At 73.2% G+C, this 17,784-nt stretch carries 15 protein-coding genes; 12 read left to right on the top strand and 3 right to left on the bottom strand.

The genetic code is table 11. From position 1 onward, the window contains the following. Positions 1-52: 52 nt before the first annotated feature. The 10 genes from ACIPYS_RS18050 to ACIPYS_RS18095 all read left to right on the top strand — a co-directional run bounded on the left by ACIPYS_RS18050 (position 53) and on the right by ACIPYS_RS18095 (position 13,284). Complete coding sequence (locus tag ACIPYS_RS18050; RefSeq protein WP_400747265.1) at positions 53-829, top strand: ABC transporter ATP-binding protein; 777 nt, start codon at positions 53-55, stop codon at positions 827-829. A 360-nt stretch (positions 830-1,189) separates the two neighbouring features. Then, positions 1,190-2,173: a squalene synthase HpnC gene (hpnC, locus tag ACIPYS_RS18055; RefSeq protein ID WP_400747267.1), complete on the top strand. Its 984-nt coding sequence runs from the start codon at positions 1,190-1,192 to the stop codon at positions 2,171-2,173. Between the two features lie 41 nt (positions 2,174-2,214). Then, positions 2,215-3,072, top strand: coding sequence for a presqualene diphosphate synthase HpnD (gene hpnD, locus ACIPYS_RS18060; protein WP_051742930.1), 858 nt, complete (start codon positions 2,215-2,217; stop codon positions 3,070-3,072). Positions 3,073-3,238: 166 nt separating this feature from the next. Further along, positions 3,239-4,675, top strand: coding sequence for a hydroxysqualene dehydroxylase HpnE (gene hpnE, locus ACIPYS_RS18065; protein ID WP_093859468.1), 1,437 nt, complete (start codon positions 3,239-3,241; stop codon positions 4,673-4,675). 167 nt (positions 4,676-4,842) lie between these two features. Further along, entirely contained in the window at positions 4,843-5,931 is a 1,089-nt protein-coding gene (locus ACIPYS_RS18070; RefSeq protein WP_093864729.1) for a polyprenyl synthetase family protein, read from the top strand. A gap of 151 nt (positions 5,932-6,082) precedes the next feature. Then, positions 6,083-8,029, top strand: coding sequence for a squalene--hopene cyclase (shc, locus tag ACIPYS_RS18075; protein ID WP_231978705.1), 1,947 nt, complete (start codon positions 6,083-6,085; stop codon positions 8,027-8,029). Further along, on the top strand, positions 8,026-8,724 hold the full coding sequence (locus ACIPYS_RS18080) for a 1-hydroxy-2-methyl-2-butenyl 4-diphosphate reductase (RefSeq protein ID WP_400747201.1): 699 nt from the start codon (positions 8,026-8,028) through the stop codon (positions 8,722-8,724). The genes shc and ACIPYS_RS18080 overlap by 4 nt, the downstream gene beginning before the upstream one ends. A gap of 2 nt (positions 8,725-8,726) precedes the next feature. After that, a complete protein-coding gene (hpnH, locus tag ACIPYS_RS18085; RefSeq protein WP_093859466.1) occupies positions 8,727-9,752 on the top strand; it encodes an adenosyl-hopene transferase HpnH in 1,026 nt (341 codons plus the stop codon). 144 nt (positions 9,753-9,896) lie between these two features. Continuing rightward, entirely contained in the window at positions 9,897-11,882 is a 1,986-nt protein-coding gene (gene dxs, locus ACIPYS_RS18090; protein ID WP_400747203.1) for a 1-deoxy-D-xylulose-5-phosphate synthase, read from the top strand. Continuing rightward, entirely contained in the window at positions 11,872-13,284 is a 1,413-nt protein-coding gene (locus tag ACIPYS_RS18095) for an aspartate aminotransferase family protein (protein ID WP_093859464.1), read from the top strand. Before dxs ends, ACIPYS_RS18095 begins: the two co-directional genes overlap by 11 nt. A 155-nt stretch (positions 13,285-13,439) precedes the next feature. Here the strand turns inward: ACIPYS_RS18095 and ACIPYS_RS18100 are convergent, their stop codons facing one another. Beyond that, the gene (locus ACIPYS_RS18100; RefSeq protein WP_093859463.1) at positions 13,440-13,712 is read right to left on the bottom strand and encodes a DUF6343 family protein; all 273 of its coding nucleotides are present in this window, start codon (positions 13,710-13,712) and stop codon (positions 13,440-13,442) included. 166 nt (positions 13,713-13,878) lie between these two features. On the opposite strand from ACIPYS_RS18100, the gene ACIPYS_RS18105 reads away from it, so the two are divergent. Next, positions 13,879-14,067: an I78 family peptidase inhibitor gene (locus ACIPYS_RS18105; protein ID WP_093859462.1), complete on the top strand. Its 189-nt coding sequence runs from the start codon at positions 13,879-13,881 to the stop codon at positions 14,065-14,067. 308 nt (positions 14,068-14,375) lie between these two features. On the opposite strand, the gene fabG is transcribed toward ACIPYS_RS18105, so the two are convergent. Next, positions 14,376-15,143 (bottom strand): 3-oxoacyl-ACP reductase FabG, encoded by a 768-nt coding sequence (gene fabG, locus ACIPYS_RS18110; protein WP_093859461.1) that lies wholly within the window; start codon positions 15,141-15,143, stop codon positions 14,376-14,378. Between the two features lie 516 nt (positions 15,144-15,659). Between fabG and ACIPYS_RS18115 the strand changes: the two genes are divergently transcribed. Continuing rightward, positions 15,660-16,556: a MarR family winged helix-turn-helix transcriptional regulator gene (locus ACIPYS_RS18115; RefSeq protein WP_051742929.1), complete on the top strand. Its 897-nt coding sequence runs from the start codon at positions 15,660-15,662 to the stop codon at positions 16,554-16,556. 214 nt (positions 16,557-16,770) lie between these two features. On the opposite strand, the gene ACIPYS_RS18120 is transcribed toward ACIPYS_RS18115, so the two are convergent. Next, positions 16,771-17,634 carry an aldo/keto reductase gene (locus tag ACIPYS_RS18120; RefSeq protein WP_400747207.1) on the bottom strand — a complete coding sequence of 288 codons (864 nt, stop codon included), beginning with the start codon at positions 17,632-17,634 and terminating at the stop codon, positions 16,771-16,773. Positions 17,635-17,784: the final 150 nt, after the last annotated feature.

Here is a 17,784-nt window from a genome sequence, read left to right on the forward strand (position 1 = left end):
TCGAGGGGCAGAACTGCGCAAGGACCTGGAGGACGCCGTCCCCCGCCGCAAGGTGTTCGACGCCGACGTGGCCCGCGACCCCACGGTCGTGGTCGACGACGTGCACATCGTCTACCGGGTGCACGGGGCCGGCTCCGGCAAGGGCAGCGCCACCTCGGCGCTGAGCCGGATCATCAGCCGCAAGCGGGCGTCCGGCGTCCGCGAGGTGCACGCGGTGAAGGGCGTGAGCTTCACCGCGTACAAGGGCGAGGCGATCGGCCTGATCGGCTCCAACGGCTCCGGCAAGTCCACCATGCTGGCGGCCATCGCCGGTCTGCTGCCGACCGAGAAGGGCGGCATCTACACCAACGGCCAGCCCTCGCTGCTCGGCGTCAACGCCGCGCTGATGAACGAGCTGACCGGCGAGCGCAACGTCGTGCTCGGCTGCCTCGCCATGGGCATGTCGCCGGCCGATGTGCGCCGCCGCTACCAGGACATCGTCGAGTTCTCGGGCATCAACGAGAAGGGCGACTTCATCTCGCTGCCGATGCGCACCTACTCGTCCGGCATGGGCGCCCGGCTGCGGTTCGCGATCGCCGCCGCCAAGACCCACGACGTGCTGCTCATCGACGAGGCGCTGGCCACCGGTGACCAGGCCTTCCAGGCCCGCAGCAAGAAGCGGATCGAGGAGCTGCGCGCCGAGGCCGGTACGGTCTTCCTGGTCAGCCACGACAACGCGTCGATCCGCGAGACCTGCGAGCGGACCATCTGGATCGAGGCCGGCGAGCTGGTCATGGACGGGCCGACCGAGGAGGTCGTCCGCGCCTACGAGCGCGGCGAGCGCCCGTAGCACCGCACCCGGTCCGTGCGACGGGGCCGGCCCCGGGAGAAGACCCGGGGTCGGCCCCTGTCCGTTCGCGCGTCCCCGCCCGGACCCCGTCGTGCCCCGGGTGGCCCGCCCCCGCCCGGGTGAGCGCCCCGTGCGCCGGGTGAGGCGCTCTTCTCCGGCGCGGGCGTCGGTGTCAGGCTGTAGGCACGGGGGTGGTGTGCCGGACGTGACTCCCGTGATCGGACGCGTGTCCGACTCGGGCCGATCACTTGAGCGGTGTAGAACGGGGGAGTGACAGCAGTGTCGGCTTCGGCCCAGCCCAGTAGTGAGTCCCCGCCCGGAGGCGGCCGCCCGGAACCCGGCCCCGCGGGGGCGGCGACCCTGGCGAAGGCGAGCGCGGAGAACTTCCCGGTCGCCCCGTTCTTCCTGCCCGCCGCGTGGCGCGACGACCTCATGACGGTCTACGGCTTCTGCCGGCTGGTGGACGACGCCGGCGACGGCGACCTCGCCGATCCGGCCGGCACCGCCGCACTGCTCGGCGTCCCCGCGCCGCCGGAGCCGTCCGCGCCGCCGGAGCCCTCGGGGGCCTCGGAGGCCCCCGGACTCACCCCTTCGGCCCAGTCCGGCCCGCCCGCTCCCGACCTGCCCTCCCCGGCGGAGACGGCGTTCCGCCTCGCCCTGCTCGACGGCCTGGACCACGACCTCGACCGGGTCTTCGAAGCCGCCCTCGACCCCGCCCGCGGCGAGGCCCCCCGGCACCCGCTGCTGCGCCCGCTGGTCCCGCTGGTCGACCGGCACGGGCTCACCCCGGAGCCGTTCCGGCGGCTGATCGAGGCCAACCGGGTCGACCAGACCACCACCCGCTACCGGGACTACGACGAGCTCATCGCCTACTGCACGCTGTCCGCCGACCCGGTCGGCCGCCTGGTGCTGGCCCTCGCCGGCTTCGCCACCCCCGAGCGGATCGCGATGTCGGACGACATCTGCCGGGCCCTGCAGATCGTCGAGCACCTCCAGGACGTCGCGGAGGACCTCGCCCGGGGCCGGATCTACCTGCCGGCCGAGGACCTCGAACGCTTCGGCGTCACCGAGGCCGACCTCGCCGCCCCGAGCGCCGGGGCACCCGTCCGCGAGCTGATCCGCTTCGAGGCGGACCGTGCCCGCACCCTGCTCGACCGAGGTGCGCCATTGGTAGGTACGGTTCGGGGGAGGCTTCGACTGCTCCTCGCGGGATTCACCGCGGGCGGGTACGCGGCCCTGGCGGCCGTCGAGGACGCCGGGTACGACGTGCTCGCCCAGCAGGCGAAGCCGGACAAGCGCCGCCTCGCAGCGAAGGCGGCGGCCATCTTCGCGAAGGGAAGGTGAACGCCCGCGTGGCGGCATCACCACTGGCGTCGGCTCCGGTCATGGCGGCCTACCGGTACTGCGAGGCAGTGACCGGACTGCAGGCCCGCAACTTCAGCTACGGCATCAGGCTGCTGCCCGAGCCGAAGCGGCTGGCCATGTCGGCCCTGTACGCGCTGGCGCGCCGGGTGGACGACATCGGCGACGGCGAGCTCCCGGCCGACCGCAAGGCGGAAGCGCTGCTGCGCACCCGCGAACTGCTCGACGAGATCCGGGCCGGCTCCGTCGCGGAGGACGACACCGACCCGATCAAGGTCGCGCTCGCGGACAGTGCCCGGCGCTTCCCGATCGACCTCGGCGGCTTCGACGAGCTGATCGACGGCGTCGAGATGGACCTCAAGGGCGCCGAGTACCAGACCTACGAGGAGCTCAAGGTCTACTGCCGCTGCGTCGCCGGGGCCATCGGCCGGCTGTCGCTCGGCGTCTACGGTTGCGACGACCCCGAGCGCGGCGCCCGGTACGCCGACACCCTGGGGCTCGCGCTCCAGCTCACCAACATCCTGCGCGACCTGCGCGAGGACGCCCTCAACGGCCGCACCTACCTGCCGATGGAGGACCTCGTCCGGTTCGGCTGCCAGGAGGGCTTCGCCCGGCCCAGGCCCCCGGTCGGGGCCGACTTCGCCGGGCTGGTGTCGTTCGAGGCGGCCCGCGCCCAGGCGGCCTTCGAGGAGGGCCTGCGGCTGCTGCCGATGCTCGACCGCCGCAGCCGGGCCTGCACCGCCGCCATGGCGGGCATCTACCACCGGCTGCTCGGCCGGATCGCCGCCGACCCCGAGTCGGTGCTGCGCGGCCGGGTGTCGCTGCCGGGCTGGGAGAAGGCGTACGTGGCGCTTTCCGGGCTCGCCGGGGGGCGTTCTTGATTCTTGCCACAGTTCTGTCACGCTGTGTCAGCGGGGAATCACTTATGGGTAGAGCCCTGTTGACCGTTGGGTCGGGCCCGGCCGCACGGACCGCGGACCCGACGGCACTGACCACGGGCGCTCCGGTCACGACCGGACCGGGCGCCGGACGCGAGGGGGAGGTCGGATGACCGGGCGAGCCGACGCCGCGCGCCCGGCCGCGGTCGTGGTCGGCGGCGGCCTCGCGGGCATCACCGCCGCGCTGCGGCTGGCGGAGGCGGGCCACCGGGTCACCCTCGCCGAGGGCCGGCCCCGCCTCGGCGGCCTGGCCTTCTCCTTCCGGCGCGGGGAGCTGACCGTCGACAACGGCCAGCACGTGTACCTGCGCTGCTGCACCGCCTACCGCGGCCTGCTGGAGCGCCTCGGCGCCAACCGGCTGGTCCACCTCCAGGAGCGGCTGGACGTGCCCGTCCTGGGCGTCTCCGGGCCCGCCGACGCGCCGGTCCGCACCCTGGGCCGGCTCGGACGCGCCGCGCTGCCGGTGCCGCTGCACCTCGCCGGCAGCCTGGCCCGCTACCCGCACCTCGGTCCGGCCGACCGGGCCCGGGTGGTGCGCGGCGCGCTCGCACTGCGCCGCCTCGACCTCGCCGACCCGGCCCTGGACGCCGTCTCCTTCGGCGACTGGCTGCGCCGGCAGGGCCAGAACGAGCGGACCGTCGCCGCGCTGTGGGACCTCGTCGGCGTGGCCACCCTGAACGCCAGGGCCGACCGGGTCTCGCTGGCCCTGGCCGCGATGGTGTTCAAGACCGGGCTGCTCTCCGACCCCGGGGCCTCCGACATCGGCACGGCCACCGTCCCGCTCGGCGACATCCACCACGACCGGGCGCTCGCCGAGCTGGAGCGGGCCGGCGTCAAGGTGCTGCTGCGGGCCCGGGTGAGCGAGCTCAAACCGGCCGTCCCGCAGCACACCGTCCGGCTGGAGGGCGGCGGCGAGCCGCTCACCGCCGAGACGGTGGTTCTGGCCGGCGCCCAGGACACCGCACTGGAGCTGCTGCCGCCCGACGCGCTGGCCCACCAGGAGCGGCTCGCCGACTTCGGCACCTCGCCGATCCTCAACGTCCACGTGGTCTACGACCGCAAGGTGCTGCGCCGGCCGTTCTTCGCCGCGCTCGGCTCGCCCGTGCAGTGGGTCTTCGACCGCACCGCGCACTCCGGGCTGGCCGGCACCTCGCTCGGCGCGGCCCACCCCGGTGCCCAGTACCTGGCGCTCTCGCAGTCCGCCGTGGAGGACGAGATCGACCTGCCGGTCGCCGAACTGCGCCGCCGGTACCTGCCCGAGCTGGCCCGGTTGCTGCCCGCCGCCGGCGGGGCCGAGGTGCTGGACTTCTTCGTCACCCGCGAGCGGACCGCCACCTTCGACCCGGCTCCGGGCACCGCCGCGCTGCGCCCCGGCCCGCGCACCGCCGTCCCCGGCCTGCTGCTGGCCGGCGCGTGGACGGCCACCGGCTGGCCCGCGACCATGGAGGGGGCCGTGCGCAGCGGTCACGCCGCCGCCGACGAGGTACCGGCCGCCGACGGCCGCCCCCGGCCGGCCGACCGCGGCGACGGGAGGTGGCCGAGGTGACCGGCACCGCGTTCGCCGGGGACCTCGGCGAGCCCGCCAGAGCGGGTGCCCACCCGCCCGGCCCCGGCGCAGCCACCGCCACCGGCCGCGCCGAGCCCGGCCGCACCATCACCGCCAGCCTCGGGCCGTCCCACGCGGCCAGGCACCACCAGGGAGAGGGAACGTACGTGGAGTCACGCACCGGCACCGTCGGCGGAGGCACGGCACATGCCGGACCGGTCTCGGTGCCGGAACTGCTCAACCGCACCCGCGCGCTCTGCACCCCGCCGCTGAGGGCCGCCGTCGCCCGACTGGCCGCACCCATGGACACCGTCGCGGCGTACCACTTCGGCTGGATCGACCGGGACGGCACGCCGGTCGCGGGGGACGGCGGCAAGGCCGTGCGCCCCACCCTGGCGCTGCTCTCGGCCCAGGCCGCCGGTGCCCCGGCGGAGGCCGGGGTGCCCGGTGGGGTCGCTGTTGAACTGGTGCACAACTTCTCCCTGCTCCATGATGATCTGATGGACGGTGACGAGACCCGGCGCCACCGGGCCACCGCCTGGACGGTCTTCGGTCCGGCCCAGGCGATCCTGGTCGGTGACGCCCTGGCCACGCTCGGTACGGAGGTGCTGCTCGACGCCGCGACCGCGGGCGGCGCGAGCCCCACCGACGCCGCGCGTGCCGTCCGGCTGCTCAACACCGCCAGCCGTCGGCTGATCGACGGGCAGGCGATGGATGTCGCCTTCGAGCAGCGGGACACCGTCACCGTCGCCGAGTGCCTGGAGATGGAGGGCGGCAAGACCGCCGCCCTGCTCTCCGCCGGCGCCGCGCTCGGCGCCGTCCTGGCCGGGGCCGACGACCGGGTCTCGGACTCGCTCCAGCGCTTCGGCGACCACCTGGGCCTGGCCTTCCAGGCGGTGGACGACCTGCTCGGCATCTGGGGCGCCACCGAGGTCACCGGCAAGCCGCACTGGGGCGACCTGCGCCAGCGCAAGAAGTCCCTGCCGGTCGCCGCGGCGCTCGCCGAGGGCGGTCCCGCCTCCCGCGAACTGGCCGAACAGCTCGCCGACCCCAAGGGGCGCGGCGAGGAGAGCGAGACCGAGCTGGCCGCCCGCGCCCTGCTGATCGAGCAGGCCGGCGGCCGCGCCTGGACCCAGGAGGAGGCCCGCCGCCAGCACACGACTGCCCTCGCCGCTCTGGACGAGGTGCCCATGCCCGATGTGGTGCGCGAGCACTTCGTCGCACTCGCCGAATTCGTGGTGGTACGAGAGAGGTGACGTTACGTTGACAGCAACCGCGGACGGCCGGCTCGACCCTGAGTACGATCCCGAGCCGGTCGCGGTGGGCGGCCTCGCCCCGGCGCTGCTGGGCGCCGGGGAGTGGCAGCCCGAGGGGGCCGCCGCCGCGTCGGCCGACCGGACCGAGCAAGTGCAGAACGGGGCCGCCTCCGCCGAGGAGGCACTGGCCCGCGCCACCACCCACCTGCTCTCCCTGCAGAGTTCGGAGGGGTGGTGGAAGGGCGATCTGGAGACCAACGTCACCATGGACGCCGAGGACTTACTGCTCCGGCAGTTCCTCGGGATCCGGACCGAGGAGCAGACCAAGGCCACCGCCGAATGGATCCGCTCCCACCAGCGCGAGGACGGCACCTGGTCCACCTTCCACGGCGGACCGGCCGAGCTGTCCACCACCGTCGAGGCGTACGTCGCCCTCAAGCTCGCGGGCGACGATCCGGGCGACCCGCACATGATGGCCGCCGCGCGCTGGATCCGGTCCGCCGGCGGGATCGCCGCCGCCCGGGTGTTCACCCGGATCTGGCTCGCGCTGTTCGGCTGGTGGCCGTGGGAACGGCTGCCGGAGATGCCGCCCGAGATCATGTTCCTGCCGAGGTGGCTGCCCCTCAACATCTACGCCTTCGGCTGCTGGGCCCGGCAGACCATCGTCCCGCTGACCGTCGTCTCCGCGCACCGGCCGGTACGCCCGGCGCCCTTCGCGCTCACCGAGCTGCACACCGACCCGGACGACCCCTTCCCCGTCCGGCCGCTCGCCCCGGCCACCAGCTGGGACGGCCTGTTCGAACGCCTGGACAAGGCCCTGCACGCCTACCACCACCGCGCCCTGCGCCCGCTGCGCAGGCTCGCCGTCTCCCAGGCCTGCCGCTGGATCGTCGAACGCCAGGAGGCCGACGGCTGCTGGGGCGGCATCCAGCCGCCCGCCGTCTACTCGCTGATCGCCCTGCACCTGGAGGGCTACGAGCTCGACCACCCCGTGATGCGGGCCGGACTCGCCTCCTTCGACCGCTTCACCGTGCACACCCCGGACGGCCGGCGCTGGATGGAGGCCTGCCAGTCACCGGTCTGGGACACCTGCCTGGCCACCGTCGCCCTGGTCGACGCCGGACTCCCGGCCGACCACCCCGCACTGGTCTCCGCCGTCGACTGGATGCTCGGCGAGGAGATCACCAAGCGCGGCGACTGGTCCGTCCAGCGGCCCTCGCTCGCCCCCGGCGGCTGGGCGTTCGAGTTCGAGAACGACACCTACCCCGACATCGACGACACCGCCGAGGTGGTGCTGGCGCTGTGCCGGGTCGCCCACCCGGACCCGGCCAAGGTCGCCGGATCCGTCGACCGGGGCGTGCGGTGGAACCTCGGCATGCAGTCCAAGAACGGCGCCTGGGGCGCCTTCGACGTCGACAACACCAGCACCCTGGCGAACAAGCTGCCGTTCTGCGACTTCGGCGAGGTCGTCGACCCGCCGTCGGCGGACGTCACCGCCCACGTCGTGGAGATGCTGGCCGAGGTCGGCAAGGCCCGTGACCCGCGCACCCGGCGCGGCGTCGAGTGGCTGCTGCGCAACCAGGAGGCGGACGGCTCCTGGTTCGGCCGCTGGGGCACCAACTACATCTACGGCACCGGTTCGGTGCTCCCCGCCCTGGTCGCCGTCGGTGTGCCCACCGAGCACCCGGCGATCCGCCGCGCGGTCCGCTGGCTGGAGGACCGCCAGAACACCGACGGCGGATGGGGCGAGGACATGCGCTCCTACGAGGACCCGGCGCGCTGGGCCGGGCGCGGCGAGTCCACCGCCTCGCAGACCGCCTGGGCGCTGATGGCGCTGCTGGCGGCCGGCGAGGGACCGGACGGCCGGGCCAACCCCGCCGTCGAGCGCGGCGTCGACTGGCTGGTCCGCACCCAGCTGCCCGAGGGCACCTGGGACGAGCCCCAGTTCACCGGGACCGGCTTCCCGTGGGACTTCTCCATCAACTACCACCTGTACCGGCTGGTCTTCCCGGTCACCGCGCTCGGCCGCTACCTGCACGGCGGTCCCGCGGCCGGGCGGCCGGCCTCCGGTACCCCGCAGATCGGGGCGTCCCGGTGACCGCTGCCCCGCTGCTGGTCCTCTGCGCGCTCGGCCCCGAGGTGTGGGCCCTGCGCGGCGGGGACTGGCGCGGCGCGGCCGGCGGCCCACCCGTCGTGGTGCGGACCGGCGTCGGCCGGCGGCGGGCCTCGCTCGCCGTCAGACGGCTGCTGACCGCCGCCCCCGGCGGCTACGGGGCGCTCGTGGTGGCCGGCTTCGGCGCCTCGGTCGCCCCGGGCATCACGCCCGGCGACGTGATCGTCGCGGACGGGGTCCGCGACGCCGAGGGCAACCACTTCGCCGTCGGCTCGGGACCCGGGCTCGCCCGGGCCCTGACCGCGCGCGGCCTGACCGCGCACACGGGCGTGCACCACACCGCCGACCACGTGGTGCGCGGCCTGGAACGGCGTGCCCTGCACCTGCAGGGCGCGCTCGCCGTCGACATGGAGGCCGCCGCCGTGCTGGCGGCCCTCAGCGAGCTGCGGCCCGGCCTGCCCGCGGCCGTACTGCGGGTCGTCGTCGACACCCCCGAGCGGGAACTGCTGCGCCCGGGGACCCTGCCGGCCGGCGTCCGCGCCTGGCGGACGCTGCGCGCCACGGTGCCCGCCCTGGTCGACTGGCACCTGCGGAACGACCGGGCGGGCCGGGACCGGCCCTCGCCCGCCACTTTCGACCACCACCCCACATCCTCGACGCTCCCCCAGGAGGCGAGCTAGCCATGGCCATGCCGTTGCGCCAGACCGTGCGGGTCGGCACCTACCTCATGCAGCAGAAGCTCAAGCGACGCGACAAGTTCCCGCTGATCGTCGAACTGGAACCGCTCTTCGCCTGCAACCTGGCCTGCGAGGGGTGCGGCAAGATCCAGCACCCGGCCGGGGTGCTGAAGCAGCGGATGCCGGTCGCCCAGGCGGTCGGCGCGGTCCTGGAGTCGGGCGCCCCGATGGTCTCGATCGCGGGCGGCGAGCCACTGATGCACCCGCAGATCGACGAGATCGTCCGTCAGCTGGTCGAACGCCGCAAGTACGTCTTCCTCTGCACCAACGCGCTGCTGATGCGCAAGAAGCTGGACAAGTTCACGCCCTCGCCGTACTTCACCTTCACCGTGCACATCGACGGGCTGCGCGAGCGGCACGACGCCTCGGTGGCGAAGGAGGGCACCTTCGACGAGGCGGTGGAGGCGATCAAGGAGGCCAAGCGGCGCGGCTTCCGGGTGACCACCAACTCCACCTTCTTCAACACCGACACCCCGCAGACCATCATCGACGTGCTCGACTACCTCAACGACGACCTCCAGGTCGACGAGATGATGATCTCCCCGGCCTTCGCCTACGAGAAGGCCCCCGACCAGGAGCACTTCCTCGGCGTCGAACAGACCCGGGAGCTGTTCCGCAAGACCTTCGCCGGCGGCAACCGGCGCCGCTGGCGCCTCAACCACAGCCCGCTCTTCCTGGACTTCCTGGAGGGCAAGGTCGACTTCGAGTGCACCGCCTGGGGCATCCCCAACTACTCGCTCTTCGGCTGGCAGCGGCCCTGCTACCTGATGTCCGACGGCTATGTGCCGACCTACCGCGAGCTGATCGAGAAGACCGACTGGGACAAGTACGGACGCGGCAAGGACGCCCGCTGCTCCAACTGCATGGCCCACTGCGGCTACGAGCCGACCGCCGTCCTCGCCACCATGGGCTCCCTCAAGGAGTCCCTGCGGGCGCTCACCGAGACCGTCGGCTCCAACCGGGGCCGCTGACCGCACCCGTCGGCGGACGGCCCACCGGCCGTCCGCCCCGTCCGGCCCGGGGCCGCACCCGGGCCGGACCCCCACCCCGCGAGGCCGCGGCCCGACCGCGGGCGGGGGCACCACCGCACCGCTCCGAGTCGTGAGGTGAAAGCCATGTCACTGCTCTCCAGCGTCACATCCCCGGCGGACCTGAGAGCCCTCCCGGCCACCGAGCTGCCCCGGCTCGCCGGCGAGATCCGGGAGTTCCTGATCGACGCCGTCACCCGGACCGGCGGCCATCTCGGCCCCAACCTCGGCGTGGTCGAGCTGACCATCGCCCTGCACCGGGCCTTCGACTCCCCGCACGACCGGATCGTCTGGGACACCGGCCACCAGAGCTACGTCCACAAGCTGCTCACCGGGCGCCAGGACTTCTCTGGGCTGCGGACGAAGGGCGGCCTGTCCGGCTACCCCTCGCGGGCCGAGTCCGAGCACGACCTGGTCGAGAACTCGCACGCCTCCACCGCGCTCTCCTACGCCGACGGCCTGGCCAAGGCCGCCCAGCTGCTCGGCGAGCACGACCGGCACACCGTCGCGGTGATCGGCGACGGCGCGCTCACCGGCGGCCTCGCCTGGGAGGCGCTCAACAACATCGCCGCCGCCAAGGACCGGCCGCTGGTCATCGTCGTCAACGACAACGAGCGCTCCTACGCCCGTACCATCGGCGGCCTCGCCAACCACCTCGCCACCCTGCGCACCACCCAGGGCTACGAGCGCTTCCTGTCCTGGGGCAAGGGCACCCTGCAGCGCACCCCGGTGGTCGGCCAGCCGATCTTCGAGGCGCTGCACGGTGCCAAGAAGGGCTTCAAGGACGCCTTCGCGCCGCAGGGCATGTTCGAGGACCTCGGCCTCAAGTACCTCGGTCCGATCGACGGCCACGACCTCGCCGCCCTGGAGTCCGCGCTCGGCAAGGCCCGGGGCTTCGGCGGCCCGGTGATCGTGCACTGCCTCACCGTCAAGGGCCGCGGCTACCTGCCCGCCGAGCGGGACGAGGCGGACCGCTTCCACGCCGTCAACCCGATCGACCCCTACACCTGCCTGCCGATCTCGCCCAGCACCGGCGTCTCCTGGACCTCGGTGTTCGGCGACGAGCTGCTGGCCGTCGGCGCCGAACGTCCGGACGTGGTGGCGATCACCGCCGCGATGCTCCAGCCGGTGGGCCTGGCGAAGTTCGCCAAGGCGTACCCGGAGCGCACCTTCGACGTGGGCATCGCCGAGCAGCACGCCGTCACCAGCGCGGCCGGTCTGGCCACCGGCGGACTGCACCCGGTGGTGGCGGTCTACGCGACCTTCCTCAACCGGGCCTTCGACCAGGTGCTGATGGACGTCGCGCTGCACCGGCTCGGTGTCACCTTCGTGCTGGACCGCTCCGGCGTGACCGGCCCGGACGGCGCCTCGCACAACGGCATGTGGGACATGTCGATCCTCCAGGTCGTGCCCGGACTGCGGCTCGCCGCCCCGCGCGACGCCGACGAACTGCGCGCCCAGCTGCGCGAGGCCGTGGACGTCTCCGACGCCCCGACCGTGGTGCGGTTCCCGAAGGCGACCATCGGCCCGGCCGTTCCCGCGATCGAGCGGATCGGCGGTGTGGACGTGCTGCTGCGCACCGGCGAGCTGCCGGAGATCCTGCTGGTCACCGTCGGCACCACGGCCGCCGCCGGGCTGGACGCGGCCCGGCTGCTGCTCGCCGAGGGGTTCACCGCGACCGTGGTCGACCCGCGCTGGGTCAAGCCGGTCGACCCGGCCCTGCCCGAGCTCGCCGCCCGGCACCGGCTGGTGGTCACGGTCGAGGACAACGGCCGTGCCGGCGGCGTCGGGACGGCGATCGCCCAGGCGCTGCGGGACGCCGACGTGGACGTCCCGGTGCGGGTGCTGGGCCTGCCGCAGGAGTTCCTCGGGCACGCCGCGCGCGGGGAGATCCTGGAGGAGACCGGGCTGACCGGTACCGGGGTGGCCGCCCAGACCGCCGCCTTCGCCAAGCACCTGCTTCCGGCCGGTGTCCTGCCGGACCGGGAGCTTCCGACCCGGGAGCTGCCGCCCCGGGACCGTCCGGACCGGGACCTTCCGAACCGAGGAGCGAACCAGCGCCATGCCGGCTGACCCCGACGACGACCGCACCGCCGCCCGATTCGACCTGGCCGCCCTGCTCGCCGAGCGGGGCAAGGAGCGGTACGAGCTGCAGAGCCGCTACCTGAATCCGCAGCTGGCCCGGATGCTGCACACCATCGGGTTCGACAAGTACTACGAGCGGGCCCGGGGCCAGTACTTCTACGACGCCGAGGGCAACGAGTACCTCGACATGCTGGCCGGCTTCGGCATCTTCGCGCTGGGCCGGCACCACCCGGTGGTCCGCTCCGCCGTCCAGCAGGTGATGGACCTCGACCTGCCGGACCTGGTCCGCTTCGACTGCTCGCCGCTGCCGGGCCTGCTCGCCGAGCGGCTGCTGTCGTACACGCCGGGGCTGGACCGGGTGTTCTTCGGCAACAGCGGCACCGAGGCGGTCGAGACGGCGCTGAAGTTCGCCCGGTACGCCACCGGGCGCCGCCGGATCCTGTACGCGGACCACGCCTTCCACGGGCTGACCACCGGTTCCTTGTCGGTGAACGGCGAGAACGGGTTCCGCAAGGGCTTCGACCCGCTGCTGCCGGACACCGCGATCCCGCTCGGCGACCTCGGGGCCCTGGCGAAGGAGCTGAAGCGCGGTGACGTCGCGGCGCTGATCGTCGAGCCGATCCAGGGCAAGGGGGTGCTGGCGCCGCCGCCCGGCTGGCTGAGGGCCGCCCAGGACCTGCTGCACGAGCACAAGGCGCTGCTGATCTGCGACGAGGTGCAGACCGGGATCGGGCGGACCGGCGAGTTCTTCGCCTACCAGGACGAGGACGGCGTGCTGCCGGACCTGGTGTGCGCGGCCAAGGCGCTCTCCGGCGGTTATGTGCCGGTCGGGGCGACCCTCGGCAAGGGCTGGATCTTCGAGAAGGTGTACTCCTCGATGGACCGGGTGCTGGTGCACTCGGCCAGCTTCGGTTCCAACGCGCAGGCGATGGCGGCCGGCCTGGCGACGCTGGAGGTGATCCGGGACGAGCAGGTGGTGGAGAACGCCCGCAAGGTGGGCGACTACTTCCGGGCGAGGCTGACCGCGCTGGTGGACCGCTACGAGCTGCTCGCCGAGGTGCGGGGCCGCGGGCTGATGATCGGGATCGAGTTCGGGCGGCCGAAGTCGCTGAAGCTGCGGACCGGCTGGACGGCCCTGCAGGCGGCCCGCAAGGGACTGTTCGCCCAGATGGTGGTGGTGCCGCTGCTGCAGCGGCACCGGATCCTGACCCAGGTGTCCGGGGACCATCTGGAGGTGATCAAGCTGATTCCGCCGCTGATCATCACCGAGCGGGACGTGGACCGGTTCGTGGAGGCGTTCACCGAGGTGATGGAGGACGCGCACCGGGGGAGCGGCCTGATGTGGGACTTCGGGCGGACGCTGGTGAAGCAGGCGGTCGGCGGCCGCTGAGTCGGCGCGGACGCGCTCGCGGGGTGGGACCGAGCGGCCGGGCCGCCGGGGTCTCGGGCTGTCGGGGTCTCGGGCTGTCGGGGTCTCGGGCGGCCGGGCCGCCGGGTCTCCGGGTCTCCGGGCCGCCGGGTTCCCACTCCGCGGGAGACAGCGGGTCAGAGCTCGGTCCGGCGGCGCCGGACCACGACGGCCAGGTCGACGGCGGCGAACAGGGTGAGGATCCCGCAGGCCACGGCGAAGCCGGTGAGGGTGCCCCGGCTCGGCGCGCCGAATTCCGGGGCGTTCGCGGCCCAGACCGCGAACCCCGCGGTGGCCAGCGCGAACAGCGGGGTGAAGGTCAGCGAGAGCAGGTAGCGCAGCTTGAGGTCGCTGCGGGCGGTGGCGGGTTCGGTGCCGCTGTGCCACCGCCGCGGGGTCGTGGCGGGCATCCGTGCTCACCTCCCGGTCCGTGCCGGTCCGTGCCGGTCCTCGGCGGTCGGTGCCGGTGCCGGCCCCCGGCCGGCGTGTCGCACGAGGTCCGGTCCGTACCGGCCGTCCTCGCACCGGCGGTCTACGATTCCAGCGTACGTCCGCTGGGCGAGCCGGGGAGGGGCGATGACGGACACGGACGCGGAGGGTTACGCGGGGCTGCGGGTCGAGCGGGCCGAGGAACTGGCCCGTCGGCACGGGTGGGCCTCGGTGCGGGTGCTGCCGCAGGGAGCGGCGATGACGATGGACCACCGGGAGGGGCGGCTCAACCTCGCGGTGCGTGACGGGCTGGTGGTGCGCAGCTGGGAGGGCTAGTGCGTGTCCGTCCGGTGTCCTTCGACGGCGTTCGATGTCCTTCGATGTCGTTCGCCGGCGTTCGACGGGTGGTCCGACGGTAACCCCACAAATGGCCCCGGGGGCATTACCGGGGGGCATTCCGAATTCTGCGGCAAAGGCGTTCTCCGATCATTCGAGGCCGCTTCGGGATGCTCCGGAGACGTTTTCGGAGCGAATGTCCGTATGGTGTTCGTGTGCCTCTTCCCAAATTCAGGCAAAAAAACACGGGGCGGGAGACCGGCCGGGCCGGTTCCCACCCCGTGGTAACCCTGCGTAGGTTCGCGGGTTCAGTCGAGGGGTCCGCCGGCCACGTAGACCACCTGGCCGGAGACGAAGCCCGCGCCCTCGCCGGCGAAGAAGGAGATGGCGTTGGCCACGTCCTCCGGCTCGCCGACCCGGCGCACCGGGATCTGGGTGGCGGCGGCGGCCTTGAACTCCTCGAAGTCCATGCCCACCCGGGCCGCGGTGGCGGCCGTCATGTCGGTGGCGATGAAGCCGGGGGCGACCGCGTTGGCGGTGATGCCGAACTTGCCGAGCTCGATGGCCAGGGTCTTGGTGAAGCCCTGCAGACCGGCCTTGGCGGCCGAGTAGTTGGCCTGGCCCCGGTTGCCCTGGGCCGAGGAGGAGGAGAGGTTGACGATCCGTCCGAAACCGGCGTCGACCATGTGCTTCTGGACCGCCCGGGTCATCAGGAACGCCCCGCGGAGGTGCACGTTCATGACCGTGTCCCAGTCGGATTCGGTCATCTTGAAGATCAGATTGTCCCGGAGCACGCCCGCGTTGTTCACGAGGACGACCGGGGCGCCGAGCTCGGCGACGATCCGGTCGACCGCGGCCTCCACCTGGGCGGCGTCGGAGACGTCCGCGCCGACCGCGAGGGCCCGGCCGCCCGCGGCAGTGATCCGCTCGACGGTCTCCCGGCCGGCCGACTCCTCCAGGTCGAGCACGGCGACCGCGTACCCGTCGGCGGCCAGGCGGACGGCGGTGGCGGCGCCCAGGCCACGGGCGGCGCCGGTGACGACGGCGACCCGCTGGGAGGTGGTCTGCTCGGTCATGCTCGGTCTCGTCTCTCTCGGGGGTCCGCGGACGCCGGATCGGGTCCGCGGATGTCGCTCGGGTGTCTGCCGGGGGTCACCCCGGTGACCGGTCGGGCGCGGTTCCGTTCCGGAACGCGGTACTCAGGGAACTCCCAGGAACCGTACGGCGGGCTCTCGGGTTCCGCGGGGTCGATCCGGAGGGCGGATCCGCCCGGGTGGCCATACCCTACCGGCGGGTAGGGAGCGCGGCCAGGGCGAAGGCGCAGGTGACCGAGGGTAAGGACCGACCGGTCGGCTTTCTCCTGCGAACGGGTTACCGGCGGGTCGGCGCGGCGAGTAAATATGCCAATGTTGCCGAACCTGCGTCTACTATCCGCCCCTGCCTGCCAGCGAGGGCCTGCCGTTTGTATAGTGTCCGCCAGCAGCCACCGGCTGCACGGCTGGAGCGCCCTCCCTCACAGCGGGACGCCCACTCGCCGTTACTGCCCCACCCGGGTGTCCCACACACACCGGGTGTGACATCGGGACGGATACATGGTGCTGGGGGAGATCCCGACGACCCGCGTGTCCGCGCGACTGCAGCAGTCGCCCGGACACCTCATCCGCGTTGCACAGCAGGTCCACACTCGACTGTGGTCCGAACATGTCGGGGCCGATCTCACGGCCCCGCAGTTCGCGGTCCTGTTGGTTCTCGCCCTCGAACCGGGCGCCGACCAGCGGACCGTAGGCGAGCGTGCCTCGCTCGACAAGGCCACGATGGCCGAGATGGTCGCCCGGCTGGTCCGGCGCGGCCTGGTGCTTCGGCGCCGAGACCCGGCCGACGGCCGGCGCAAGCTGCTCGCTCTCTCGCAGAGCGGCGCCCAGGCTGTCCGCGAGGCCACCGGCGGAGTGGTCCGTGTGCAGCGCACGCTCTTCGAGCCGCTCACCTCGGAGGAGCAGCTGGAGATTGTCCGTGTCATGGCCAAGATAGCCAGACTGGAGCCGGCCCAGGTCGCCGTCCTGACGGACGCGCGACCGATGCTGGACGCCCAGAGGGCGATCGGCTACCTGATCAGGGTGAGCCAGCAGGTGCACACCAAGCTCTGGTCCGAGCACGTCGGTTCGGAGCTGACGGCACCGCAGTACGCGGTGCTGGACGCGCTCGAGCTGGAGCCGGGCGCCGACCAGCGCACGGTGGGCGAGCTCGCTTCGCTGGACAAGGCCACGATGGCGGAGATGGTCAGCCGGCTGGTCCGGCGCGGCCTGGTCCAGCGTCGCCGCGACCCCTCGGACGGGCGGCGCAACCTGCTGTCGCTCTCGCCGGCGGGTCAGGACCTGCTGCACCGCTCGTCCGCGGGCGTGGCCCAGGTCCAGCGGTTGCTGCTGGCTCCGCTGGAGGAGCACGAGCACGAGGCGGCGCTCGCGCTGATCGCCAAGGCGGCGCGGCTGTAGGCGAACGCCTCGGCCGTCCGGCAAAACGATTCGCCATCCGGTCGTTCCGCGGTCGTCCGTCGCTCACCCGTCGGCCGGCCGTCCTCGACCGAGGGCCGTCCGCCCCGGACCGGTGACGGTTCGCGGGTCAACACGGCGAAGGCCGCCCTCCCCGATGCGGGAGGGCGGCCTTCGCCGTTGACGGGGGGCGGGGCGGGCGGTGCCGCCGGTCCGGTCAGTTCCAGTCGAAGCCCTGCGGGTCCGGGCCGATCCGGGTGCCGGTGGCGACACCGGCGATCGCGGCGAGGTCCTCGGCGTCCAGCTCGAAGCCGGCGACGTCGAGGTTCTCCTTGATCCGCGAGGGGGTGACCGACTTCGGGATCGCGATGATGCCGCTCTGCAGGTGCCAGCGGAGCACCACCTGGGCGACGGTGCGGCCGTGCTTCTCGGCGATCCGGACCAGGGCCGGCTCGCCGAGGAGGTCCTTGCCCTGGCCGAGCGGGCTCCACGCCTCGGTGGCGATGCCGTGCTCGGCGTGGAAGGCGCGCAGCTCCTCCTGCGGGAAGTACGGGTGCAGCTCGACCTGGTTCAGCACCGGGACGAGCGAGGACTCCTCGGCCAGCCGGGTGAGCTGCTCGGTGCCGAAGTTGGAGACGCCGACCGACCTGACCCGGCCGTCGGCCCGCAGCTGCTCCATGGCCTTCCACACATTGGCGTAGCTGCCGTGCATCGGGCGCGGCCAGTGGATCAGGTAGAGGTCGAGGTAGTCCAGGCCGAGCCGCTCCAGGGAGGCGTCGAACTCGCGCAGCACCGCGTCGCGGCCCTGCTCGCCGGACCAGTCGCGGGTGCCGGAGTTCCACAGCTTGGTGGTGATGTAGAGGTCCTCGCGGGCGATGCCGCTGGCCAACGCCTCGGCGACGGCCTTGCCGGTGCCGGTCTCGTTCTCGTAGATCGCTGCGGTGTCGATGGAGCGGTAGCCCGCCTCGATCGCGGCGCGGACGGCGTCGGTGGCCTCCGCGTCCGGGACCTGCCAGACCCCGAAGCCGAGCTGGGGGATGAGGTTGCCGTCGTTGAGCTCGAGGCTCGGGATGTTGCTCACGGAAGGAGTGCCCTCTCCTGGTCGTCCACGGTTCCTAGGGGGCAACCGGTGGGGGCGCCGGATTTGTTCCCCGGTCCGGGAGAAATTTTCCGACGCGCTCTACCGGCGCTTGCAGCAGCCTACGGGGTGGGTCCGACGGGCGGAAAACCT

The sequence above is a fragment of the Kitasatospora sp. NPDC089913 genome, assembly GCF_044748625.1.
GTDB lineage: Bacteria > Actinomycetota > Actinomycetes > Streptomycetales > Streptomycetaceae > Kitasatospora.